Consider the following 24,617-nt stretch of genomic DNA (forward strand, 5'->3'; position numbering starts at 1 on the left):
ACTCCCTATTCAATGATGTCGCCGCGCAGCAAGTATTTAGCCACGGCCACGGTGCCGATGAAGCCCATAACGGCAATCAGCAGTGCAGCTTCAAAATAAAGATCGCTACCCAGCCAAACGCCAAACAACACCAACAAGGCAATCGAATTGATGTAGAGCGTGTCCAACGCGAGAATCCGGTCTGGCAAATCCGGCCCTTTGATTAGCCGTGCCAACGTCAGTATCAGGGCGATACCGAGCATCAGCAGGCACAGCGCAATTACGTAGTCGAGCATGTGAACACCTCCAACAGCGGCGCTTCATAGCGACTTTTAATTTCAGCAATCAACTGCTCATCGTCTGCCACATCGAGCGTGTGCACCAACAAGGTTTTACGGTCGTCGCTGAGATCGGCGGACACAGTGCCAGGCGTCAGCGAGATGATGCTGGCGAGCATGGTCAGGGCCAACTCGTCTTCAAGCAGCATGGGAATCTCGACAAATGCCGGACGCAGTTTCGAGGTCGGCCCCAGAATCAATTTGGCCACTTGCAGGTTGGCGACAACGATGTCGCCGAGCACCAAGAAGAAAAACCGGAACAGGCGGAACGGCCGATAGATCCGCGGCGGGGTAATCCAGAAAACCTGAGTCACCAACGGAATCAACCAGCCCAATATGGCCCCAAGCAGCAAATGGCCGAAGGTCATGTCATTCATCAACAGCATCCATACGCCCATCAAGCACAGGCTGAGGAGTGGATGCGGGAGGAATCGCCGCGCCTTCATGCGCCACCTCCTGGCTGAACCAACTGGTAATAGAGCGGCAGGTTGTGCAGTTGAGCAACCGTTGCACGAATGTAATCAAGCAGCGGCGCAGCAACAGCAACCAGTACGGGACTGAGCAGCAACAGGCACGCGCAGGCAAACAGGCGACCATAATCCAACTCGGCGCTGTCGAGTTGGCTAACCCCAACCCGCCAAAACAGCATACTGCCCGCGCGGCTGAGGGCGATCATGGTCATCAGCCCGCCAATGAGCACCGTCGGCCACAGGAACAACCCCTGCAGATCGGGATCGACCGAGCGCAGCAACAGTATCTTGCCAAGGAAGCCTGAGAACGGCGGCAAGCCGGCGATGCTGATCGCACCGATAAAAAACAGGCTGCCAAGCAGATACGGATTTTGCAGCTCTGCGCCCTGAATCAACTCGGTGGTTTTCACCCCACGCTGACGCGAAATCAAGTCGGCCAACAGGAACAAGCCTGCCGAAATCCAGGTGCTGTGAACCAGGTAATAAAGCGCAGCGGTCAGCGAGTCAGGGGTGCCGAGCGCAATGCCGGCGAGCAAGGTGCCGACCGAGACGACAACCAGATAGGCGATCAATCGGTGCAGATTACGCGCTGCCAGTGCGCCAATTGCGCCGAGGCCGATGGTCAGCAATGCCAATGGCCAGAGCCAGTCCTGCGCCATGTTGGCGAGCGGGCCTGCGTCATCGCCGAAGATCAGCGTATAGACGCGCAAAATCGAATACAGACCCACCTTGGTCATGACCGCAAATAGCGCGGCCACCGGCGCACTGGCTGCAGCGTACGCATGCGGCAACCAGAAATACAGCGGCAGGAACGCCGCTTTCAAGCCAAACACCACCAGCAACAGCATGCCAGCCGCGCCAAGCAACGGCGCTTCTTGCGGCCCGGCTTCTGCTACACGCAGCGCCATGTCGGCCATGTTCAGGGTGCCGGTAATGCCGTACAGCACGCCCACGGCGATGAGGAAGAACGAGGAACCCACCAGGTTAAGTACGACATAGTGCAGACCCGACTTGACCCGCTCGGACCCACCGCCGTGCAGCAGCAGCGAGTAGGAGGCGATCAGCAGAATCTCGAAGAACACGAACAGGTTGAACAGGTCGCCGGTGAGGAATGCGCCGTTGATGCCCATCAACTGAAACTGGAACAACGCATGAAAGTTACGCCCGCGCTCATCATCGCCGCGCATGGCATAAAACATGGCAAAGAAGCTCAGCACCGCCGTGACCACCAGCATCAGCGCGCTCAGCCGATCGAGCATCAGAATGATGCCGAACGGCGCCGGCCAGTTGCCCAGCGAGTAAACGGTCAGGTCGCCGCTGTTGGCTTCGGCCAACAACCAGAAACTCAGCACCACCAGCACACTCACTACGGCAAACGAGATCATTCGTTTAACCGGCATACTCAGACGCGCACCGAACAACAACAGGCTGCCAGCAAACATCGGCAGCAGAATAGGCACAATTACCGCATGATTCATTTGCCAGGCTCCTGGCCGTCTACATGGTCGGATTCCGTCTCACCGACGCTGCGAAGTGCCAGCACCACGACGAACGCGGTCATGGCGAAACCAATCACAATGGCCGTCAGCACCAACGCTTGCGGCAAGGGGTCGGCATACTCGGCGCCTTCGCTGATGACGGTGGTCACGCCTGTTTGCAGGCGTCCCATGGCAAACAGAAACAGGTTCACCGCGTAGGAGATCAGGGTTAAGCCCATGACAACGGGGAATGTGCGGCCGCGCAGGAGCAGGTAAATACCGCTGCTGGTGAGGATGCCCAGTGCACTGGCAAATATGGCTTCCATCAAAGTACCTCTTTTCCAGGCTTGTCCTGAGTCAGCTTGCCCAGGTTAGCGAGTATCAACAGGGTGGCCCCGACTACGGTCAGGTAGACGCCAAGATCAAACAGCATGGCAGTCGCCAACTCCACATCACCCACCAACGGGATGTGGAAGTGGCCGAATGCTGTGGTCAAAAATGGTTTGCCAAACACCCAACTGCCCAGACCGGTCAGGCCAGCCAGCAATACGCCGGCGCCCGCCATGCGGTGATAGTTGAGCGGCAGGCGCGACTGGGTCCACTGCACGCCGCTGGCGACGTACTGCAAAATCAGTGCAACCGAAGTTACCAGGCCTGCGATGAAGCCGCCGCCCGGCAAATTGTGCCCGCGCAGGAAGATGAATACCGAGATCAGCAGCGCCATCGGCAACAGGACCCGCGACAATGTCGCCAGAATCAGCGGATGCCGATCACGTGCCCAATTGCGGCCATCGGCATCGGCAATCGGCTGGATCAGTTTGAGGCCATCAAGCATGGCGTAGATGCCGACACCGGCAATCGCCAGAACGCTGATTTCGCCCAGCGTATCGAAGCCACGGAAGTCGACCAGAATCACGTTGACCACGTTGCTGCCGCCGCCACCGGACATACTGTTGGCGAGGAAGAAACCAGCGATGCTGTCATACGGCCGCGTGAGTACCGCAAAGGCGAGCATGGCAACGGTTACACCGCCGCCAATGGCCAGCACAAAGTCACGCAGGCCGCGGATACTGCTCGACTCGACGCGGGTCACGGCTGGCAGGAAGAACAGCGCCAGCATCAGCAAGACCACTGTCACGACTTCGACTGAAAGCTGGGTCAGGGCCAGATCGGGCGCCGAATAGCGTGCGAAGGCCAAGGCCACCATCAAGCCGACCACGCTGAGCATCAGCAACGAAACCAGGCGTTGGCGATGGAAGACCACGGTCACCAGTGCCGCCAGCGCCATGATGCCCAGTCCGAGTGCGGTAATGCCGTCAATCGGGCTGAGCGCAACCGGCCCCTGCAGCGTCGGCAAACTGCCCAGACCGATCACCAGCACAATCATGCCGCTGGCCAGCAATAGCGAAATGTAGCGTTGCAATGAGCCGTTTTCGAGACCGCCAGTAATGCCCCGGCAAAAGCCTACGAAGCCTCTCATGCAATCTTCAAATACATCCTTGGCATCCATGCTGGGTAAGCCTGCATACCAGCGAAACAGCGGCTGCCGGAAGGTGTACACCAGAATACCGAACAGCAAGGCGACGAAGCTCATCATCAATGGCAGGTTCAAACCATGCCAGATGGCCAGGCTGTATTCCGGTAACTCACCGCCAAGCGAGGCCGAAGCGGCAGCAGCCAGTAGCGGCGCCACGGTGTATGCCGGCGCAATGCCCACCAGCAGACACAGGAACACCAGAATCTCGACCGGCACTTTCATGTAGCGCGGCGGTTCGTGCGGCGGATACTTGGGCAGGTTGATTGGCTCGCCGTTGAAGAACACGTCGTGAATAAACCGCAGCGAATAAGCCACCGAGAACACTGCCGCCAAGGTCGCCAGCGCCGGCACCGCCCAATCGAAACTGCCTAGTTTGTGCTGGTTGAGGGTTTGGCTGAAGAACATCTCTTTGCTCAGGAAGCCATTGAGCAACGGCACCCCGGCCATCGCCAGCGCGGCCACCATCGCCAGCATCGCGGTGTGCGGCATGTACTTCCACATGCCGTTAATCCGGCGCATGTCGCGGCTGCCGGTTTCATGGTCGATGATGCCGGCCGCCATGAACAACGACGCCTTGAAGGTCGCGTGGTTGATGATATGGAATATGCCGGCGACCGCGCCAAGGCGCGTATCGAGGCCGAACAGCATGGTAATCAGGCCCAGATGGCTGATGGTCGAATACGCCAGCAATCCCTTCAGGTCATGCTGGAAAAGCGCCATGCATGCGCCCACCAACATGGTGGTGAGGCCGGTAAACGTGACGATGTAGAACCACCAGTCGGTGCCCGCCAGCACCGGATACAGCCGCGCCAGCAGGAATACACCGGCCTTGACCATAGTGGCCGAGTGCAGATACGCCGACACCGGCGTCGGCGCGGCCATGGCATGCGGTAACCAGAAGTGGAACGGGAACTGCGCGGACTTGGTGAACACCCCAAGTAAAATCAGGATCAGCGCCACCGGATACAGTTCATGCGCGCGAATCGCGTAGCCGGCAGCCAGCACTTGAGACAACTCGAAACTGCCGGCGATATGCCCAAGCAGGAGCACGCCTGCAAGCAACGCCAGGCCGCCACCACCGGTGATGGTCAACGCCATGCGTGCGCCACGACGGGCATCCGAGCGGTTGTTCCAGTAACTGATGAGCAAGAATGATGAAAGGCTGGTGAGCTCCCAGAACACCATCATCAACAGCAGGTTTTCCGACAGCACCACACCAAGCATGGCGCCCATGAACAGCAGCAGAAAGGCGAAGAAGCGCCCCATCGGCTCTTTTTTCGCCAGGTAATAGCGCGCGTAGAGAATAACCAGCAAGCCAATGCCGAGAATCAGCAAGGCGAACAGGAAGCCAAGGCCGTCAAGGCGCAGGCTGAGATTAAGCCCCAACTCCGGCAGCCACTGAACCTTGGCTCGCAGAATTTCGCCTGAGAACACCCGCGACTGCTCGGAGAGCAACATGACCAGCGCGATCAGCGGCGCGATTGCCGTGGCAACTGCGCATGCAGAACGCCCCAGTCGTTCTGCAAGTAGCGGCAGGATCACCCCAAGAAACGGCAAGGCGATTATCAGCGCGAGCGCCATAGACGAAACCCCTTAAACACACCCGGCACAAAAAATTCGCCGGGCCAATAGACTTCAAAAAACTCCACACTGATAGCGTCAGCTAAAAACTGTTGAGCCATCCGTTGCAGTTCGAACAAGACTGTCTGCACTTAACGCACAGAGCTAAACCTTTGCTACAGCACAATAATTTATAGATTATTCGCGGCTATGAGCACCGCGTCATGAATAGAATTATTACTAAAAGCTATTGGCCCACACCTTGGGCCAATTCACACTTGAATATAGGGCCTGCACATTACCAGCCGATATGGTGCGCGGCACTATACCCCGAACAGCCGCTTAAATTTAACTGCTGCGGCATTTACGTCAATTTCTGACCTGCCGGCCACAACCAAACAGCACGCATGAAAAAGCCGGATCACCGAAGCAGCCACTGAAAAAGCTAACGCGCGCATGAGCAACTGGGCAAAAGTTGCAGATGGCAACTTCGCCCAGCCAATCTTCTACGACGTACGATCTCAGCGCTTGCTCAAGATTGATCCGGCTTCAGGTTGCTTAATGCGTAACGCGGCTGTTGCCGTTAACGCTCATGATTCGGACGCGTTCGCCGACGCGGAAGATTTCGTTCTCTTCAACTTCCTGCACATAAGCACGCATACTGCCATCGTCTTCACGCACGGTGATTTCCACACCCTGCGTACGGGTCAAGCCCTCTTCTGCCGCCGCGCCCAACAGGCCGCCCGCCACTGCACCGATCACCGCAGCCACTGCGCTGCCGGTACCGTGGCCAATGCTGCTGGCTGCAACACCGCCAGCGATAGCACCGGCACCGGAGCCGATTGGCGTCTTGGTGCCTTCAATCTTCACCGGACGTAACGACTCGATCGTGCCCAGCCGAACGGTTTGCACTGCCCGCGCTTCGTCACGCGAATACGTGTCGCCGGTCAGGCTCGAGGCGCAGCCGCCGAGCGTTAAGGCCACGGCAGCGAATGAAGCGATGATTAAACTGAAATTGCGCATAGGTATAACTCCCGTGGGTTTCTACTATTAGAACGCGCCAGCGAGCAAAATGTCACGCAACGCCACATAAACGCCAGCGCGCCTATCGGTTAACGAGCCGACTGGGCCATGCGCCATACGCGGGCAACATCGGCTGCCCGGGCAGTTAACTCAGAAGCCGCCTGGGCGCAGGCCTGCTCCAGCGTAATCGGCCCGGGGGCCAGACTGAATGCAGCGTCGATACCCACCGGATACATCCGCTGATAACCCTCGCCAAGGCTTCCGGCCAGCGCAATCACCGGCACACCCGCCGCCTGCGCCACGCGTGCAACGCCCACCGGGGTTTTGCCATGCAGGCTCTGCGCATCCAGGCGCCCTTCTCCGGTAATCACCAGATCAGCGCCCTGAACAGCCTCAGCCAAACCCGACAACTCGGCGACTAATTCGATACCCGGCCTGAAGCCTGCCCGCAGGAACGACTTGGCGGCAAAACCAAGCCCACCGGCCGCCCCTACGCCTGGCACCTGACTGAAGTCTTCGCCCAAGGTTGCCGCCACCACATTTGCCATGGATTGCAATGCCGCGTCCAAGCTGGCAACTTGCTCCGGGCTCGCACCTTTCTGCGGGCCAAATACGGCGGAAGCGCCGCGCGGACCGCACAGTGGATTATCCACATCGGCGGCAACGTCGACCTGCACACCGAGCAAACGCGAATCGAGGCCAGCCATGTCAATCTGATACAACTGGGCGAGCGCTGCGCCACCGGCAGCCAACTCAGCCCCATTGCGATCGAGCAGGCGCATGCCCAACGCTTGCAGCAAACCAGCGCCGCCGTCGTTGGTTGCGCTACCGCCCAAACCAAGAATGATGCGCTTGGCGCCACCGTCCAGTGCTTCGCGAATCAACTCACCGGTACCGTAACTGCTGGTGACCGTCGCATCACGCTGGCCACTCGGCACCCAATGCAGGCCACTGGCTGCGGCCATTTCAATAACCGCCGTGTTACCAGCAAGCCAACCCCAATGCGCCTGAACCGGCGCGCCAAGCGGGCCGCGAACCTGACACTCGCGGCGCTCGCCGCCTGTTGCTGCCAACAAGGCATCAACCGTACCTTCGCCGCCATCAGCCATTGGCAACAGGCAAATTTCAGCATCCGGATAAACCGACGCCCAGCCTTTGGCAATTGCCTCGGCTACTTCCAGCGCGCTCAGACTTTCCTTGAATGAGTCCGGTGCAATCACAATCTTCATAAAACCTCTCACGTGCAAATGGCGCCACGCAGGCGCCATAAGTTGGCAGGATCAGAGCAGCACGAAGCTGAGCAGCCAGACGGTCAGCATGCCGACGACACCTTGCACCAAAGTCGCCATGGTCTGCGCGCGGTAAGCGGTTGAAACCTTCATGCGACTGAACTGGCTCACGACCCAGAAGAAGCTGTCGTTGGCGTGCGACACGGTCATTGCACCCGCGCCGATTGCCATGACGGTGAGTACGCGGCCCATTTCGCTGTCCAGCCCCAGATTACCCAACAGCGGGGCCACCATTGCCGAGGTCGTAACCAGCGCGACGGTTGAGGAGCCCTGCGCAGTTTTCAAAGCGGCCGCCACGAGGAACGGCATAAACAAGCCAATGCCCAGCGCCGACAGGCTTTCGCCCAGATAGCTGCCCAGCGGGGTGATTTTCAGCATGGCGCCAAACGCACCACCGGCGCCGGTAATCAACAGAATCGGCGCAGCCGCCTTGAGGCCTTCCGCTACCTGATCGTGGAACTGCTGACGCTTGCCCTCGCCCTTGAGCAGGGTGCAGGCCAGTGCCAAACCAACCAGCAAGGCAACAACCGGCTGGCCGAGGAAGTTGAGCAGCGTGAATAAACCGCCCTCGCCCACGGGCTTGCTTGGAAATGCCGCAACCGAGCCCAGGCAGATCAGCACAATCGGTAGAAAGATCGGCGCAAACGCCTGCCAGGCAGTTGGCAGCGTGCCGTAACTGGCTTTGAGCTGATCAAAGTCGATATCGTCTGCCAGCAGTTCGCTTGGCGCTTCTTCGAGAAGATCATCGTCGGAGCACTTGAGAAAACGATTAGCCCAGAGCATGCCAGCGAGCGCCGTCACCATCGCCACGAACAAGCCAACAGCAATGACTAATCCGAGGGACGACTCAAGGCCCAGATTACCGGCAGCGGCAATCGGCCCCGGCGTTGGCGGTACAAAGGTGTGGGTCGCATACAAACCGGTCGCAAGCGCCACACTCATGGCGACCACGGATATTTTCATCCGCGCGGCCAGGGCATTTTTCAGCGAGTTGAGAATCACATAACCGGAGTCACAGAACACCGGGATAGACACCAGATAACCGATGATGCTCATGGTCAGTGTGGGGAAGCGCTCACCGAGGATGCGAATCACCGTTTCAGCCATGGTAATAGCCGCGCCGCTGCGCTCCAGAATCACACCAATGATGGTGCCCAGCACAATGACGATACCGATGTAGCCGAGAATCCCGCCAAAACCTGCGGTGATGGTTTTGACGATTTCAACTGCCGGCACCTGATAGGCAAAACCTGCGAGGAACGCCGCCGCCAATAACGCCAGAAAAGGGTGCAGTTTGAGGCGGGTTGTCGAGAGCACGATAAATGCAATCAATGCCACCAGAATTAGAACCAGTACCATGCAAGTCTCCTCGTTGTTGTTATGGGGTTGCCACTCAAGCGCAGCATTGTCGCCCAGACACGCCACACGACGCCCTGTGCGCAGGCACTATCGGCACGCTATCGACCCCGGGCGAAACTGTGCAGACGCACACGCCCGTAATCAGCCTTGCGGTGTCAGTAGCCCCAACCCCAACGATAACTGTAGCCGTTGATCGAAACGAGCAAGCTCGATTCCACTCAACTCCGCGATCCGCTCAAGGCGGTAACGCAAGGTATTGCGATGAATCCCCAGCGCCTGCGCGCACACCTGCGCCTGGCCATCATGGCGGCACCACACACTCAGCGTAGTCATCAAAACACCTGTGCGATCCTGCGCCTGTAATTGCTGCAGCGGCTGTAGCCAGCCTTTGAGCAACCAACTGTTGCGCTGCGAGTGCAGCAGTGTGGCCAATCGGTGTTCAGACAACTCCAACAAGCGCTGGCTGGGCAATTGTTCAGCGCTGAAAGCCTTTAGCGCCTGCAGCGCCTGGCTTGCCTGACGCAACTCATCCAGATTGCTTACCGGATCACTGACCAGCAGGCGCGCAACGCCCCACTCGCGCTCATCGGCCTGCGCCAACCACGCACGGTCATCGCGTCGGGCACTGTACGGCCGGCACCAAAGGACCTCGGTTGCGGACAACGGCGCGCACAGGCAATCACTGATGCTGCGTAACGCCGTGAGAATTCGCGCCTGCCCCGCTGCAACCTGATGCGTGGCGTTGAGCTCAAGCACGCAGACCTGGCTTGGCCAGTGCAAGCTCAGTTGCAGCCGATCAGCCTCAACCTGCAGGCTGGCCAAGCTTACTTGCGGGTCAAACAAGTGGCGCAACCACGCCTCCAGCTGATGGCGCTGCCAATCCCGCTCGGCATGCAACTGGCGCTGCTCAACCAGCATTTCTGCGGCCATGCGCAGCAGCTCGGCATAGGGCCGGACGATAGCTGGCTCTCCGGTAATGCCCAGCACGCCAATTAGCTGATCGCCCTGCACCAGCGGTACGTTGACGCCCGGCCTGACGCCGCGCAAACAGGCTGCGGCCTGTTCATCAACTTCAACCATCCGCCGGTTGGCCAACACCAACTGCGCACCCTCGTGACGCGTATGCAGCCGCTGCGGATCACCACTGCCGATGATCATGCCTTGGGCGTCCATCACATTGATGTTGTAAGGCACGATCGCCATGGCGCGATCAACAATGTGCTGCGCCAAAGGCAAATCAAGTTCGAGCATGGAATATCCTGATTACGGTGACTGACTAACAGCGCGACAGCGTGGCGATGGGCATTCAGGGCGCCAGTCGCTCACGCGCCCATTGGCCATCTTGCAGACGATAGTTGAGCCGGTCATGCAAGCGACTGGCGCGCCCCTGCCAGAACTCGATCCGCTCGGGCAGCAGGCGATAGCCACCCCAGTGCGGCGGACAATGCGGGGCCTTGTCGGCAAATTGCAGCTGAATATTTTCCAGCAGTGACTCAAGTTCGGCGCGGTCCTTGATGACCCGACTTTGTGGTGAAGCCCAGGCGCCAAGACGACTGCCCATTGGCCGCACCTGAAAATAGGCATCGGAATCGACCGGGCTGACGCGCTCGATCTGCCCTTCTATGCGCACTTGGCGCTCCAGTGCCGGCCAGAAAAATGTCATGGCAGCATACGGCCGCGCAGCGAGTTGCTCACCTTTGGCACTTTCGTAGTTGGTGAAGAAGGTAAAGCCGCTGGCATCCAGCCCTTTAAGCAGCAAGACACGGCAATGCGGACGACCTTGCGCATCAACTGTGGCAAGGGTCATTGCGTTGGGTTCTACGGGGGGTTGTTCAGTTTTCAGCGCATCCGCAAACCACTGCTCGAACAAGCTGAGTGGTTCAAGTGGAGCGTTTTCTTCGCTCAAACCATCGCGGGTATAGTCACGGCGCATATCCGCCAGCGTATGGGTCATTGCCAGAGCCTCCAAAAAGAAGAAGGCCTAGCTTACCCGAGCGCCGCTACGCTGGCATGATCTGTCGCAATGCACTGCCGTTTGCAGTGCATTGCTCAATACATTCAGGGCTTAGCTGGCGTGGTAGGCGTGGTTTTAGCCACAACCTGAACGTTTTCCGGCGTGATCGGCTGATTGTATTTGGCAACCAGTGCCGCCATGGTTTCCTTGGCAGTCAAAACCATCTCGACGCGACGATTCAACGCACGACCAGCCACACTGTCGTTGGCTGCGCGTGGCATGTCCGGGCCCATGCCTTTAACCATCAGGCGGTCACTGCGCAGGCCGCTCATGCGGAAAATCGAGGTGAAGGCACGCGCACGTTCCTGGCTCAGGGTGCGGTTCAACTCCAGCTTACCGGTGCTGTCAGCGTGACCCAGCACCAGTACAGCCATATCAGGATCGGTTTCGAGCAACTTGGCGACCCGGGTGATTGGACCCAAGGATGATGGCATCAGCATGCTTGGGCGATCTGGGTTGAAAGAGCTGTCGACCGGAGCCGTTACCACCAACACAGCGCCCTGGCGCTCTACTTCAAACTTACTGCCTTTAACCGCTTCACGCACTTTCGGTTCGTAATCATCCAGCCAGGCTTTAGCCACTTTAGGGGTCGGCATGGTTGGCTTTTCAGGCGCGGGGGTAAACATTGAAGACAAATCCGGCATCTTCATCCCGGCACAGCCAGTCACCAGCAAAGACAGTGCAACAGGAATAAACTTTTTGATAATCATTGGTATCCACACCTAAAGCAGTAAGTTTGTTATCGGTAGTAAGCGCTAACAGACGACAGGTTCACGTTAGCGCGCAGTTTAGCTGAGGTCACGCCAGACATTCAGCTAACACTGCAGCAAGTTTTTGCGCTCGTGGGTCCATTAAGACGAACGGCCCTAGATTATTTACAACAAAACCAAAAGCAACCCCACTTTGTGGGTCTGCAAAGCCTATGGAGCCGCCTGCACCGGGGTGTCCAAACGCTGAAGCCCCCATACCATACGTGGCATTTGCTACAGCCGGTTGATCCAGCATGCAGCCCAACCCGAAACGCGTTGAAGTCAGCAGGGTCTTATCCTCACCTACCGCGTGCTCACGGGTCAGTTCAGCAAGCATTTCAGATTCAAGCAAACTGCCATCAAGTAATCCACTGTAAAAACCGGCCAAACTTCGCGCGTTGCCATGCCCATTCGCCGCAGGTTGTTGCATGCGTCGCCATTCGGGCTTGTTGGTACTGGTCATGATTGAGGGTGGATTTGCAAATGCCCGCGTGGTTAATGCATTAGGCTCGGTCATCATCACCTTTAACAGGCGTTGCGCGGCGGCATCGCCCATATTGCCTTTGCCACGGGTGATGGTGGCGACCCGGTCAAACTCGCTGTCAGCCAGACCGACATGAAAGTCGAGACCGAGCGGTTGGCTGATTCTCGCAACTATCGACTCACCAGGCCCGCGCCCATCAACACGACGGATTAATTCGCCCACAAGCCAGCCATAAGTAATGGGGGCATAACCATGGCCATGCCCCAATGGCCACCACGGCTGCTCGGCTGCCAATGCGCTGGTCATCGCGCTCCAGTCATAGAGGGCTTCAGCGGGCAACATCTCGCGCAGGGCTGGCAAACCCGCCTGATGACTGAGCAGGTGGCGCAAGGTGATGTGCTCCTTGCCGGCGGCTGCAAATTCCGGCCAGTAACGCGCAACGGGGGCATCAAGTTGCAATTTGCCTTCCGCAACCAACTGCAGGGCCGTTACAGCGGTAAAGGTTTTGGTGCAGGAAAACAGATTGGCAATGGTGTCTGAATGCCAGGCCTGCTGGCCGTCTTTATCAGCGACGCCAGCCCAGATATCGATAACCGTTTCACCTTCGATCTGCACACACAGGGCGCCGCCGCGTTCCTGCGTGTTGTCGAACAGTTCCGCGAAAGCATCTTTCAATGCTTCAAATTTGAGATCGAAATAACCCTGAATTTGCATGCGACGTCCTTAAATCGTTTGCCTGACTTTGACCCAATTGGAAACAGCCTACAGGATTATTGGTCATCCGCAGACCGGGCGTCCGGCGTTTCCAGCTGTTTGTATAGCTGCCAGTTGGTTTTGCGCACGGCGTCAACAAAGCCTGTAAAGGGACGGTCGGTGATCGCCACCAATCCCAAATGGCCGTTTTCACCGTCAAGCAAGCGCCCGGTCACTGGCTGATCCAGGTATTGGAACCAATGCGCACCAACAATTACCGGCTCGGCAAAGGCGCGCTGCATAAAGTGTGCGTAGGCCGGCGCCCGTTCCTGCTCTTTATAGACACTGTTGACCCCGGCCCAGAAGGGCCCGCGGTCATTCGAGCCAAAGTGGAACTCGGTGATCATCACCGGCTTGTCGAGCGCCGCAAGTGCCTTGAAGTCGTAACCCTGCTGCGGTTCAGGCGCGTAAATATTGAAGCTGAGCACGTCGCAGTATTTGGCGCAGGCCGCAACGGCCTCCGGCGTGCTGATAGCAAATCGTCCGCCCAGCAACATGTGATTCGGCGCGTGCCACTTCAAAGAGTCGGCGATTGTCTTGAAGTACGTCTCGGCAAACAGCTTCTGGAAGTTTTGCAGGTCGGCTTCAATGGCCGGGAACTGTTCACTCGGCAAGGGTGCTTCGAAACCCGGGTCTTCCATCAACTCCCAGGCCGGTAACTCGATGCCCCAGGCTTTGGAAAGGCCTTGCTGATTGCGGTACTTATCGCGCAGTTGCTTGAGGAATGCGCGCTTGGCCGGTACATCGGTGGTCGCCCGCAGGGTGTTATAAGCCAGCGCGTACCGCCCTTTGGGGCCAGCGACCGAATGCGCCCAGGCCAGTTCGTTATCGGCGAAATAGCCCAAGACCCAGGGATCATTGCGATGGTCACGGGCGGCAATTGCGACAGCGCGCTCGGTGGCCATGGCAAAACGCGGATCGAACGGGTCCGGCATGCCGCCCCACCAATCGTCACCGGTGCTGATGGTCTGGTAATCGCCGCTGATAGAAAGCGGTACGGTGTAGGCCATTCTTTGCGCAGCGCCCAACGCTGTATGGCTCCAGTTGCCAACCGTGTTGAAGCCCCAGCCCTTGAGACGATCAAGTGTGTGAGCCGCCCAGCGTTTATCATCCGGGCCTTGCGGGCAGGCCGGTGTCGTTGCTGGCGGCTGCGCAGCTTGCTCTGCCGGCTTCGCCTTCTGGCATTCTGCCGTGGCGTAAGTGCGCTCAAGGTTAGCCTGATAGAAGTCGAACCAACGCCCTTGTGCAAAGGCACGGCCTTTATTGGCGCCGGTATCGGATCGCGAATCAGCGGTGCCGTAATAGCGGTTTAAGGGTTCACCCTGTTCAGGCAGTTTTGCAAACATCTGCTCGCGATTTTCGATGTAGGTCTGGCTCTGGTCCGGGGTCACAGCGTTAACCCCCAAGGAGAAGAATGCATGCCCTTCCGGAGTGACCAGATACCAGCGACCCGCTTTTTTCTCGGTGTGAAAATACCCGGATGACGTCAGCTCCGGCCCGTTAAGCAGGCCGCCAAACTGATCCACCGTATGCGGCTCACCCAGCCATTGCTTGAGTTGCTCCTGCTCCTTGGCGGCGGCAGCCTGCAACTCTTCAGCCTTTTTGATCTTGCCCGGCCAATCGGCGCGCGTGTATTGGCCAAACTCATCGACTATGGCGGTGTAGGCCGCTTGCTCAACCTTGTCGTCTGTCATCAGACCAGCACGCCCAAGCATGATGCTCTGCGGCGAGTCTGGCTGATCCATAAACAGGGTAACTTTATTGATCTGGCTTGAGTCGAGTTCACCCTCAACTTGAGTCGCCAACAGCACCGATTGTCCCGCGTACTTCCACGGCATCGGCGGCGCAGCCCGCATGCCATGTGCGCGCGGTGAATCCGCATGCAATGGCACCACCAAGGTTTGCGCAGGCCCTGCAGGCAACGCAATACGGGTAACGAGCACCTTGCCATCGGCGCTTTCAATGCGCACGTTGAGGGTCAGCGCCCAATCCATTGCATTCTGCACGCGCAGCGTCAGGCTGGAAGCCTTTGACCAGTCCCAGTGACCGCTGGCGGGTTGCAGGTGCAGACTCGGTTGCTTTTCAGGGGCGAAGACCACCCGCCGCAGAATCTCTCCACCGGCAGCTTCTTCAGCCTGAGACTGGGCAAAGTTGGCCCCGGCGCTTTCCACTCGCAACGCATCGGTTGGGCTAATGAAGCTATACAACGGCTGCTGCCCATCCAGAGCGGCAATCGCCGACGCCGAACACAACCAGGTAACCACTAACAACATCAAACGCATTTTTACCGCCCTCAGAGTGACCTGCCCAAGACACCAGGCCAAGCAAATGGACAACCGAATGGAGAGGATTACTTAACTTATTTCACGGCGAAATGGCGGCAGCGCATTGAGAATGGCCTTGCCGTAGCGCTGAGTAACAACGCGCCGATCCAATAACGTGATGGTGCCACGATCCTGTTCTGTACGCAGCAGGCGGCCGCAGGCCTGAACCAGACGTAATGAGGCATCTGGTACGGCAATTTCCATGAATGGATTACCACCGCGCGCCTCGATCCACTCCGCCAGCGCTGCTTCCACCGGATCATCGGGCACCGCAAATGGAATTTTTGCGATGACCACGTGCTCACAATATGCCCCCGGCAAGTCGACGCCTTCAGCGAAACTTGCCAGGCCGAACAGCACACTGTCTTCACCGCTATCAACACGCGCTTTGTGCTTGTTGAGGGTCTCTTGTTTGGACAAGTTACCCTGAATGAACACGCGCTTGCGCCAGTCCCGCTCCAGCCCGTCGAATACGTCCTGCATCTGCTTACGCGACGAGAACAGCACCAGCGTGCCGCGCGAACCTTCCACCAAAGAAGGCAGATCACGGATAATCGCGGCAGTGTGCGCAGTGGCATCGCGCGGATCAGCCTTGAGATCCGGTACTTTGAGCACACCAGCATCACTGTGATGGAACGGGCTGGGTACAACTGCGGTGACTGCCACCTTGGGCAGACCGGCACGCATACGATAGCGATCAAATGTACCCAGCGCGGTCAGCGTGGCAGAGGTCACCAACGCGCCATATGCAACGTTCCACAAACTGCGACGCAAGGTTTCGGCAGCCAGAATCGGGCTGGCATTGACCTCGATATCGAACAAGGCGCCACTTTCAGCCAGCGTCAGCCAACGCGCCATGGGCGGGCTGTCTTCGGGATCATCGGCGGTAAATGCCAGCCACAACTCCCAATTGCCCTGAGCGCGGGCGAGCAAACTGCCAAACAACGGATACCACTCTTCGGCCTGATGGCTGGCAATGCCAATCTTGGCCTCACCGTCCATAGCCTCTTTAAGGTGCTCGGTAACGCCGGTGTACAACTCGGTCAGCTTGGAGAAGCCTTTCTTCAGCTCAACTCCCAGCTCAACCAGATGCTCGGGAACCATGCCGCCGACAAACCGATGGCGCGGCCGCTCGCGGCCTTCCATGTCTTCACCCGGCTTGAAGTCTGCGACCTGCTCACAGGCGTTAAACATGAACTGCTGCTGGGTTTTGATCTCGCGCGCCAGCTCTGGCACTTGCTCAATCAAGCGACCCAGATCACCCGGCAAAGGGTGCTGGGCCAGCAACTTGGTGAGGTTCTTGGCACTCTGTTCCAGCCAGTCAGCGGTTGAGCGCAAACGGGTGAAGTGGGCGAAGTGACCGATTGCCTTGTCTGGCAAATGATGGCCTTCGTCGAACACATAAAGGGTTTCACGCGGATCAGGCAGCACCGCACCACCGCCCAACGCGAGGTCCGCGAGAACCATGTCGTGGTTGGTGACAATCACGTCAACCTTGCCCATGCCTTCACGCGCCTTGTAGAAGGCACACTGCTGGAAGTTCGGGCAATGACGGTTGGTGCACTGGCTGTGATCGGTGGTCAGTCGCGCCCAGTCATTATCAGCCAGCTCTTGCGGCCAGCTGTCGCGATCACCGTCCCACTTGTTGCCCGCAAGCTTCTCGATCATCGACGTGAAGAGCTTCTGGCTTTGCTCATCCACATCAATCTTGAAGCCTTCTTCCTCGAACAACTGCGCGGTCGCACTTTGCGCATCGCCTTCCTGCAACAGCAAATCGAGTTTCGACAAACACAGATAACGGCCACGGCCCTTGGCCAGGGCGAAAGAGAAATTGAGCCCGCTGTTACGCATCAGATCCGGCAAATCTTTGTGCACGATCTGCTCTTGCAGCGCCACCGTTGCGGTGGCAATAACCAGCCGCTTGCCCGCCGCCTTTGCAGTGGGAATGGCCGCCAGACAATAAGCCACGGTTTTACCCGTACCCGTGCCCGCCTCTACCGCCACAACTGCCGCGTCGCTGCTGCGCTTGCCTTCGTCATCGGTCTTGATGGTGCCTAGCACTTTGGCTATTTCGGCAATCATCAAACGCTGGCCGTAACGAGGCTTCAACGACTTAGCCTCAAGGAAACGGCTATAGGCGCCCTGAATTTGGGTTTTGAGTTCGGTACTAAGCATGATGATCTGAGCGCAAAAGGCTGGATAAATTTTCAGTGTCGGTAAACGGCCGCTATCATAGCGCGCTAATTGATCCAGTGCTGGGCTGCGTGCAAATCGAGCCGCCCAACAGTAGTTTTTTTTTGCAACTTGAGCTGTACACAGGAGCTACAAATGACCGCTTATTCAGCGCTCTATGCATTACATGTGCTGGCCGCGATGGTCTGGGTGGGCGGTATGTTTTTCGCCTGGATGATTCTGCGCCCCGCTGCTGCCGGGGTGTTGGCAGCGCCGGAACGCCTGCAGTTGTGGCAGGAAGTATTTCGCCGGTTCTTTCTCTGGGTCTGGGCGGCGGTGCTGATTTTACCGATTGGCGGCATGGGCATGCTGCATATGCGTTTCGCGGGCTTTGATACTGCGCCGCAATACGTGCAAATCATGATGGGTTTGTTCATTGCCATGCTGGCGCTGTTCCTGCGCATTCAGCTGCTGCAACTACCAGAACTGCGTAAGACGATTGCCGAACAGAACTGGAGCGAAGCCGGCGCCGCGCTGGCGCGGATTCGCAAGGTTGTGGGTATCAATCTGATTCTGGGCCTGCTGGTCGTCAGCATCGCCGCTATTCGCCCAAGCTTTTAAGGCCGGACCGGCAAGCGCAGCACTTGCCGGTCAACTGATCAGAAGCGTACCAGATCCATCGAGCCATCCGGGCCCGGCAAGCCAGCTTGCCCGGAGCGGCCCGCTTGGCCACCCTTGGCACCTTGCGCACTGTAAATCCAGCATCCCTCATCCATCGCCTTGGCGCCGCCCTGCCCAGCTTCGCCGGCTCTGCCGCCAGAACCGCCTTCAAGGCGGGTGAGGATATGCTCGGCAGGGAAATCCTGCGGCACTTCGATACGAACCTTGCCGCCCGCCGCGCCGGTTTGGCCATCACTGCCATCACCACCATCAGCGCCGCTCAACGACTGCCCCCAGAGACAACCGCCCGGTTTCCCATTGGCACCATGCAGGCCATTAAAGCCGGGAGAGCCGGTGCCACCACGCGCATCAATCAGCAAAGATTGCGTCACGACACGCTCAAGCCGCACGGTTAGCGTACGCCCGGCAATCGCCGGTTTTAACTCTGTGCCAGGCGCACCGCGAGCGGTGATTTGCGCGCCCGTGGCGATTTCGCCCTGCAGTACATGCAGAAAGAACGGCTGCTGGCTGGCAGCAATCGCAATGCGCCCCTCGGGCTCAAGCAGCAGTTCGCTGACACGCACCTCGGTCACGCTCGCCGGCACCATCAAGGTGGCGTGCTCGCCAATATGCAGCCGCTCGATCTCCAGCACCTGAGCACTGGGCGCCAATTGCAGCATCGAATTAGCGGCGACATGAATCAGCGCCTGCGCCGATGCCAGCGGGCTGGCCAGCGCCAGTAAAAACAGTGCGCTACGCATGTTTGGGCTCCAACTCAGGTTCAATCGACAACGCCAATTGCTGCGGCTCAGCCTCTGTATGCTGAGAGTCTGCGGTGTCTGCCACGGCTTGCACTTCAGGCTCAACGGGAACTGGCGTTGCTGCCTCAGCGGCGGGCGCAGCCGCAGGCACTGGTGCGGGAGGGAGCGTCAGTGCATGAAAAACACCGAACAAAAGAACCTGCAACCGTGCAGAAAAGGGCGCGGCAGTGTTCTTGATGCGTGCGCTGAACCAGCGCAACTCCAGGATGTGCAGGAGCAGTACAAAGCCACCGGCGAAATTGAGCAAATCGGCAAAAGGTTGCGCAACCGGCTGCAGCCAATTACCTGCAACAACTGCCCAAAAGGCCACAGTCAGGAGCTTTCCAAGCCCCATAAGCACTTTCATTGATGCCCCCACCGCTAGTTATTTGCCCGCACATTAACCGCTTTCGCACTGCCGGGGAAAGCCTCCCACACCGACGCGAGCAGCCAGATAATTCGCCTAGAGATTGAATTATGACTAATTGGCAAATTTGCCAATCACGTCACATATCAAACAGGCTGTCATCGTCAGTTGCAGCGTGAAACGAACAACATTTCTACGCCCACACAAAAAACCGCCAATTGGCGGTGCATTAAAATAGCTGGATTCGATTGTGATCGAGCCTGCGCCCGTACGATGTGCAACCACTCGCAAGGAATCCCACAGGTACCCGACTTACGCCGAGTACCTGTGAGCAAGTCTGCGGCAGACATCATGCAGACATTTTTTCTGAGACTCGCAGTCTACAAACGGCCCTTGGCAGTGCATAAACTGCCAAGAACCTGTCTAACATCGCTTAAGGCTGAGCTTCCACTGCAGCTTCTACACGACGGTTGATTGCGCGGCCTTCGGCAGTCGCGTTATCCGCAACTGGACGGCTTTCACCGTAACCCACCGAATCAACACGGGTTGCGCCCACGCCATACTGTTGAACCAGCACGTCACGAACGGCACTTGCGCGGCGCTCAGACAGTTTCTGGTTGTAAGCATCGGTACCCACCGAGTCAGTGTGACCTTCTACAACGGTAGAGGTTTGTGGGAACTGAGTCATGAAGTCAGCCAGGTTCTTGATGTCGCCATAGCTTTCTTCTTTAACCTGAGCCTTGTCGAAATCGAACTTAACGTCCAATTCAACGCGTACAGGTTCTGCAGCTGGTTCTTCTTCTACGACAACAACTTCTTCAACCATCGGCTCTGGAGGAACCGCGCCATGCACCCAGCAATACGCTGCAGCCAGACCAGCACCCACTGCGGCGCCGCCACCAGCCCATGCAGAGCTTTCAATCGCACCCAAACCTGCACCGCCGATACCACCGACAATGGCGCAAGTTGGCCAATCTGATTTTTGAATCCCTGCGCAGCCTGTCAGCAATGTTGAGGCCAAAATCAGGGGTACTGCTTTCCTTGTGATGCTCATAGACAAAGTCTCCTGTTATTAATCGGCCAAAAACCGATATATGGATTAAAGACGCCAGCTCTAAATTCCACAAGATCGGATTTACACAGATGTGCATAACATTCAGCTATAGGACAAAAGTCGCCCTCGGGGTAGTCTTTGCCAATAACTTCGAGGTTTTTGCATGACACTGAGCCCATCATCGCGCTCGCCGTTACAGGCGATCGCCGCGCTATTAGAGCGCTACAGCCCGAAACGCCTGCTTCTGATCGGTGCCAGCGAGCTACCAGCAGTTACTGCTTTCAGCGAAGCTCATCCTGACTGCCAGATTTGCCACACCCAAACCGTGCCATTGCCAAGCGACATTGCCGGACAGCGCTTTGATCTGGCCCTGGTCGTCGATTGCCTCGAACACCTGAGTAAACGCCAGGGCTTAGAGCTGTTGGGCGGTATTCGCAACCTCAATGCCAGTCGAATGGCGGTGCTGGTCGACCTTGATGCAAGCGAATGGCAAGAGACCGACATGTTTTCGCTGGCAATGCAGGCCAGCGAGCAATTTCAACGCGACTCGCAAACGCTGACCCTGTTTACCTACGACTTACTCGACTACAAACAGGTACCGGACTGGCTCAATGCCAAGTTTTGGGCTAATCCTGAAAATTTCGGAAAGTACTGGTGGTAATCCCATGAATATCAAGGGCTTACCTCACTATGAACGCTATTACCACCATACCCGAGCAGGGCCAAGTGTCACCAGCCTGTAACCAGCACTGTCACCAGAACCACCAAAGACTGACTGTCTGGCACTATCGCCGCTCAGGGATCTACTACCTTAGGGTTCGCCCTCGCGGCTGTTCAATTCGTAGCGCTACCATTTCACTCCGCACCACCGATAGGCCCACTGCAATGACACTCTCGAAAGACATCCTCAAGGCTCTGGCTGTGTTTCACCTCGATCAACCAGAGGCAACGTGGACGGATCTCAAGGAGCGCCTTTTAGATGTCGCCAAGGATACGCTGAGTCAATCCCATGCTGATGACGGTTCATTGTCAGCCTACGACATGATCTACGGGGATCTCGCAGTGTCGCTCGCTGAGGCTTCCGCCAAGGCGAACTTGAGTGTCGATCAGCACAAGGCATTAGCAATTGGCAGAAGGATCATAGGTGCTGCCCAAGATCGCCTGCATGGAGACCCAAAGGCTCTGGTAGAAATCATTGAGGAACTTGAGGGCCAATCCTGTAGCACGCCTGTAGCCCTCAATCAGCCCTTATCTGTATTGCCCGTTGGCGAGCCACTGACCTTCAAGACCCTCTCAGAACTCTTTTTGGCTGAGCGTAAAGGCAATGTCACTGACTCCACCCTGAAAGCGGTTCAATCCAATTGCAGTACCTTATTCAAGCTGATCGGAGACCTCGACATGAGGACGCACACCCGTGCTGACATGGTCGCTCTCAAGGCAAAAGTAGTGGAAGGTCGCAAGCCATTGACCATTAACAAGCTGCTGGCTCAACTATCTACTGTGATGGACTGGGCCAAGAATAATGGTCACATTCAGCATTCATACGACAAGGGCCTGAAGATCGAGAGAGGCGCTGAGAGCACCCGCAAGCCACTCTCACGGGATCAAGTAGTCACCATCATGGATCATGCGAATAACCTTCCTGTGGATGACTGGAAGCGCTGGGCGCTATCCCTCGGGGTTCTCACAGGGGCTCGTATAGGTGAGATCTACCAGCTAAACAAAGAAGACATAAAGCAAGTGGAAGGCATCACCGTGATAGACATCAACAAAGATGAGAACGGTGGCAAGACCTTGAAGAACAACTTCTCAGTAAGACAGGTTCCTCTGGTCGATGGGGCCTACGGGTTTTCCCTTGAGGTCTTCCTTGAGTGGGTCGCAGCGAATGAAGGCAGGTTGTTCAAAGCCAAGGAACATTACTTCAACAAGCCACTCAATGAGGCTCTTAGAGAACCCCTCGGCCTGAAAGCTGGTGGTAACCAGTCATTCCACTCCTTGCGCCACTCACTGGCTGGGCTTCTCAAAGCTGCTGCCACACCGGACATCATCGCTCAAGGCATCACTGGGCATAGCTCAGGAAATATTACATATGACCTGTATGGTGGGTCTGGGCGAGTGGCTGTGAGCGTTTTGAATGAAGCCTTGAAGAAGGCGTTTGGGTTAGTGGCTTAAGCGTTCAATAGAGAACTCGCGGCGAAAAGTCCCCACCATAAAGTGATAGGGACAACACATAATAATTTCTAATGTTGGAAATAAAGGTATGCATCAAGAGCGACAGCGCCAATCAAAAGATAGCCAGTCGCCCCCCAGAGAAGACGCAAAACCTTTCGGCGCCAGTAAATAGCAGTTCCTCCCATATTTGCAGTGACCATCGCGGCGACAAATCCAAGAAGAAACTGGGCAAGTAAGAACCAAAGAACCAAAATGGTGTAATGCATAGGTGTTCGCTTAGGCGTGAAGCTCATTTGTTAGTGGAATGGCGAGAATATCATATTGCCACTATCCCTCATGGGCATCGAGCTGGATGTCCTTGTGGGGCACCCTGAGCATGACCTGCTGTTTGTGGCAACTCAGGTGGCTAATGCGGCAGGCGTGAAGGATGGGCGCGGCACCGCTAAGGCATTCATTAGAGCAGCCAATCGGGCATCTCATAAGGTCGGGCTGCAAATCCGCGAGTTGGTTAATGGGGAAGATTCTTCCCTTTTAACAGAAGCGCAGTGCATTGAGATCCTGCCTTACCCACGGTGGCGTGATACTTGGGTGATGCCCGAGACTGACGTTTATCAGATGCTTCTCCGAGGTAACTCGCCTCGGTCTGAACCCTTTCGCCGCTGGGTCACTGAGGAGGTCTTACCGACCATCCGCAAGACTGGTATGTACAACGCTGAGGAGTCGAGCAACCCCATCGCTCAGAACCTCATCGACCAGCTCCGCTTGTTAGTCCGTGAATAGCCCGTAATTACTGGCTGAAGTTCCATGTCGTTAAAAACCCTCACTATTGCTGCACTCCCGCAGCAGTTCATTGAGGAGTACGACACATGCCCACAATTCCCGCACAAGCTAAGCCCATCCAGTTCAGCGGCTTCACAGGCCCCTGCGACGCTTCTTCCTACTTCGGTGAGCAACCGTTACCCGTTCCGAAACGCGGTCGAGGAAGGCCAGCGAAAGCAATCACCAATTCATTCTATGGTCACATTGGTCCCGCAACCGGTTATGGACGATACCCGTATTTCGCTCAGGACATCCTTGAGGGCATCGCAAGGCTCGACTGGCATGACCGGCCAATAGGTTCCGGTGGTTCATCTAAGCCGTTATCCGTTCGACGACTCAGCGAAATACTGTCGGATGTGGAAGAGGTCAGCGCGCAAAGCGTGATGGATCGTTTTGGTTTTGGTCTCAGGCAAGCTCAGCGCTATGTCAAAGCTATCGAAGTTGCCATGCCCTATTTGCTCAAGGCTCGCCCGAAGCACCTTGCAGACATAATGCAATACGGCTACGTGATTCCGAGTGGCTTTTCTGAGTGGACGGATGAGCTGGATACACCGAGCGCTGAGGTTCTCAATAAGCTGCACCACGACATGAGAACGCTGGGAGCAGCGGCAGCTTGATTAAATGCCGCATACTTATAAAACCCAAAGACCATCTAAGAGATGAATCTCATCGACCAGTAGAAAGACTAACCGACCCGCTCATAGAGGTAGAGGGGTAGTGATATTAATCACCCCTCCCTATGAGTCATCTAAATGAGCAACTCTCAGGAGGCAAACCAGAAACGATGAACACCACATTGTCATACCCAGCTAACTCCCAGATCACCCAAGAGGATCTTGAGTTTCTATCGACGACCTTTCCGAAATCAGTCAGACATCAACTGATAACTCTCAGGGGAATACTCAGCAATCGTAAAGCACCTTGGCGTACGTACTCTAACGGAGTGGTCTCGATTATGAAGGAACACATGCTTGCAGAGGTTGCATTGAATTGCTCATCCAACATTGCAGACCGTGTGTCTATGCTGGTTGAAAAAGGAGTTTGCTTGCAGGCAGTCTCAACGAATCCCCTCAAGATTCCAATGTCAGGACATGAGCTGATCTCGCTCAAGGCTTAGCCGTCGAGCCAGGGTGTCGTAAAACCCCTCACTATAGAAGCAGAGAGCAACAGCCCATCAAGATAGCTGTCTGCTCAGCTCCAACTATCCAGCCGTTCG

Annotated in this window: 22 protein-coding genes and 1 pseudogene; 5 read left to right on the forward strand and 18 right to left on the reverse strand. The window is 56.9% G+C overall.

Going from position 1 to position 24,617, the window contains the following annotated elements:
* Window positions 1-5: 5 nt before the first annotated feature.
* The 14 genes from PMYSY11_RS14825 to dinG all read right to left on the reverse strand — a co-directional run bounded on the left by PMYSY11_RS14825 (window position 6) and on the right by dinG (window position 17,532).
* Window positions 6-275: a K+/H+ antiporter subunit F gene (locus tag PMYSY11_RS14825; RefSeq protein ID WP_069899281.1), complete on the reverse strand. Its 270-nt coding sequence runs from the start codon at window positions 273-275 to the stop codon at window positions 6-8.
* Complete coding sequence (locus PMYSY11_RS14830) at window positions 260-763, reverse strand: Na+/H+ antiporter subunit E (protein ID WP_069899283.1); 504 nt, start codon at window positions 761-763, stop codon at window positions 260-262. The genes PMYSY11_RS14825 and PMYSY11_RS14830 overlap by 16 nt, the downstream gene beginning before the upstream one ends.
* Window positions 760-2,265, reverse strand: a complete 1,506-nt coding sequence (locus PMYSY11_RS14835) for a monovalent cation/H+ antiporter subunit D (RefSeq protein WP_150547283.1) — start codon at window positions 2,263-2,265, stop codon at window positions 760-762. The genes PMYSY11_RS14830 and PMYSY11_RS14835 overlap by 4 nt, the downstream gene beginning before the upstream one ends.
* Window positions 2,262-2,591 (reverse strand): Na+/H+ antiporter subunit C, encoded by a 330-nt coding sequence (locus PMYSY11_RS14840; RefSeq protein WP_069899285.1) that lies wholly within the window; start codon window positions 2,589-2,591, stop codon window positions 2,262-2,264. Before PMYSY11_RS14840 ends, PMYSY11_RS14835 begins: the two co-directional genes overlap by 4 nt.
* A complete protein-coding gene (locus PMYSY11_RS14845) occupies window positions 2,591-5,383 on the reverse strand; it encodes a monovalent cation/H+ antiporter subunit A (protein ID WP_150547284.1) in 2,793 nt (930 codons plus the stop codon). The genes PMYSY11_RS14840 and PMYSY11_RS14845 overlap by 1 nt, the downstream gene beginning before the upstream one ends.
* 537 nt (window positions 5,384-5,920) lie before the next feature.
* Complete coding sequence (locus PMYSY11_RS14850) at window positions 5,921-6,385, reverse strand: outer membrane lipoprotein (RefSeq protein ID WP_150547285.1); 465 nt, start codon at window positions 6,383-6,385, stop codon at window positions 5,921-5,923.
* Between the two features lie 89 nt (window positions 6,386-6,474).
* On the reverse strand, window positions 6,475-7,614 hold the full coding sequence (locus tag PMYSY11_RS14855; protein WP_150547286.1) for a glycerate kinase: 1,140 nt from the start codon (window positions 7,612-7,614) through the stop codon (window positions 6,475-6,477).
* A gap of 51 nt (window positions 7,615-7,665) precedes the next feature.
* Window positions 7,666-9,033, reverse strand: coding sequence for a GntP family permease (locus tag PMYSY11_RS14860; protein ID WP_069899292.1), 1,368 nt, complete (start codon window positions 9,031-9,033; stop codon window positions 7,666-7,668).
* 141 nt (window positions 9,034-9,174) lie between these two features.
* Window positions 9,175-10,284, reverse strand: a complete 1,110-nt coding sequence (locus PMYSY11_RS14865; RefSeq protein ID WP_150547287.1) for a sugar diacid recognition domain-containing protein — start codon at window positions 10,282-10,284, stop codon at window positions 9,175-9,177.
* A gap of 55 nt (window positions 10,285-10,339) precedes the next feature.
* Window positions 10,340-10,987, reverse strand: coding sequence for a pyridoxamine 5'-phosphate oxidase (gene pdxH, locus PMYSY11_RS14870; RefSeq protein WP_150547288.1), 648 nt, complete (start codon window positions 10,985-10,987; stop codon window positions 10,340-10,342).
* A 104-nt stretch (window positions 10,988-11,091) separates the two neighbouring features.
* A complete protein-coding gene (locus PMYSY11_RS14875) occupies window positions 11,092-11,757 on the reverse strand; it encodes an OmpA family protein (protein WP_069899298.1) in 666 nt (221 codons plus the stop codon).
* Window positions 11,758-11,845: 88 nt separating this feature from the next.
* Window positions 11,846-12,994 carry a serine hydrolase domain-containing protein gene (locus PMYSY11_RS14880; RefSeq protein ID WP_150547289.1) on the reverse strand — a complete coding sequence of 383 codons (1,149 nt, stop codon included), beginning with the start codon at window positions 12,992-12,994 and terminating at the stop codon, window positions 11,846-11,848.
* Between the two features lie 56 nt (window positions 12,995-13,050).
* Complete coding sequence (locus PMYSY11_RS14885) at window positions 13,051-15,315, reverse strand: beta-agarase (protein WP_150547290.1); 2,265 nt, start codon at window positions 15,313-15,315, stop codon at window positions 13,051-13,053.
* Between the two features lie 72 nt (window positions 15,316-15,387).
* On the reverse strand, window positions 15,388-17,532 hold the full coding sequence (dinG, locus tag PMYSY11_RS14890) for an ATP-dependent DNA helicase DinG (RefSeq protein WP_069899304.1): 2,145 nt from the start codon (window positions 17,530-17,532) through the stop codon (window positions 15,388-15,390).
* Window positions 17,533-17,685: 153 nt separating this feature from the next.
* Between dinG and PMYSY11_RS14895 the strand changes: the two genes are divergently transcribed.
* The gene (locus PMYSY11_RS14895; RefSeq protein ID WP_090508722.1) at window positions 17,686-18,150 is read left to right on the forward strand and encodes a CopD family protein; all 465 of its coding nucleotides are present in this window, start codon (window positions 17,686-17,688) and stop codon (window positions 18,148-18,150) included.
* A 38-nt stretch (window positions 18,151-18,188) separates the two neighbouring features.
* Here PMYSY11_RS14895 and PMYSY11_RS14900 read toward each other — a convergent pair whose 3' ends face one another.
* The 3 genes and pseudogenes from PMYSY11_RS14900 to PMYSY11_RS21905 form a co-directional block, all read right to left on the reverse strand.
* Window positions 18,189-18,950 carry a collagen-like domain-containing protein gene (locus tag PMYSY11_RS14900; RefSeq protein ID WP_150547291.1) on the reverse strand — a complete coding sequence of 254 codons (762 nt, stop codon included), beginning with the start codon at window positions 18,948-18,950 and terminating at the stop codon, window positions 18,189-18,191.
* A complete protein-coding gene (locus PMYSY11_RS14905; RefSeq protein WP_150547292.1) occupies window positions 18,943-19,356 on the reverse strand; it encodes a DUF1145 domain-containing protein in 414 nt (137 codons plus the stop codon). Before PMYSY11_RS14905 ends, PMYSY11_RS14900 begins: the two co-directional genes overlap by 8 nt.
* A gap of 433 nt (window positions 19,357-19,789) precedes the next feature.
* Window positions 19,790-20,143 (reverse strand): annotated as a pseudogene (locus tag PMYSY11_RS21905) (OmpA family protein); the annotation flags it as partial.
* Between the two features lie 430 nt (window positions 20,144-20,573).
* Between PMYSY11_RS21905 and PMYSY11_RS14915 the strand changes: the two are divergent.
* Window positions 20,574-21,071, forward strand: a complete 498-nt coding sequence (locus tag PMYSY11_RS14915; protein ID WP_090508725.1) for a DUF6231 family protein — start codon at window positions 20,574-20,576, stop codon at window positions 21,069-21,071.
* Window positions 21,072-21,295: 224 nt separating this feature from the next.
* On the forward strand, window positions 21,296-22,582 hold the full coding sequence (locus PMYSY11_RS14920; protein WP_150547293.1) for a site-specific integrase: 1,287 nt from the start codon (window positions 21,296-21,298) through the stop codon (window positions 22,580-22,582).
* 68 nt (window positions 22,583-22,650) lie between these two features.
* On the opposite strand, the gene PMYSY11_RS14925 is transcribed toward PMYSY11_RS14920, so the two are convergent.
* On the reverse strand, window positions 22,651-22,848 hold the full coding sequence (locus PMYSY11_RS14925; RefSeq protein ID WP_150547294.1) for a hypothetical protein: 198 nt from the start codon (window positions 22,846-22,848) through the stop codon (window positions 22,651-22,653).
* A 70-nt stretch (window positions 22,849-22,918) separates the two neighbouring features.
* On the opposite strand from PMYSY11_RS14925, the gene PMYSY11_RS14930 reads away from it, so the two are divergent.
* Both PMYSY11_RS14930 and PMYSY11_RS14935 read left to right on the forward strand, forming a co-directional pair.
* Window positions 22,919-23,362 carry a BRO family protein gene (locus tag PMYSY11_RS14930; RefSeq protein ID WP_150547295.1) on the forward strand — a complete coding sequence of 148 codons (444 nt, stop codon included), beginning with the start codon at window positions 22,919-22,921 and terminating at the stop codon, window positions 23,360-23,362.
* Window positions 23,363-23,448: 86 nt separating this feature from the next.
* The gene (locus tag PMYSY11_RS14935; RefSeq protein ID WP_150547296.1) at window positions 23,449-24,018 is read left to right on the forward strand and encodes a hypothetical protein; all 570 of its coding nucleotides are present in this window, start codon (window positions 23,449-23,451) and stop codon (window positions 24,016-24,018) included.
* Window positions 24,019-24,617: the final 599 nt, after the last annotated feature.

The sequence above is a fragment of the Pseudomonas marincola genome, from assembly GCF_900682675.2.
Classification (GTDB): domain Bacteria; phylum Pseudomonadota; class Gammaproteobacteria; order Pseudomonadales; family Pseudomonadaceae; genus Aquipseudomonas; species Aquipseudomonas marincola.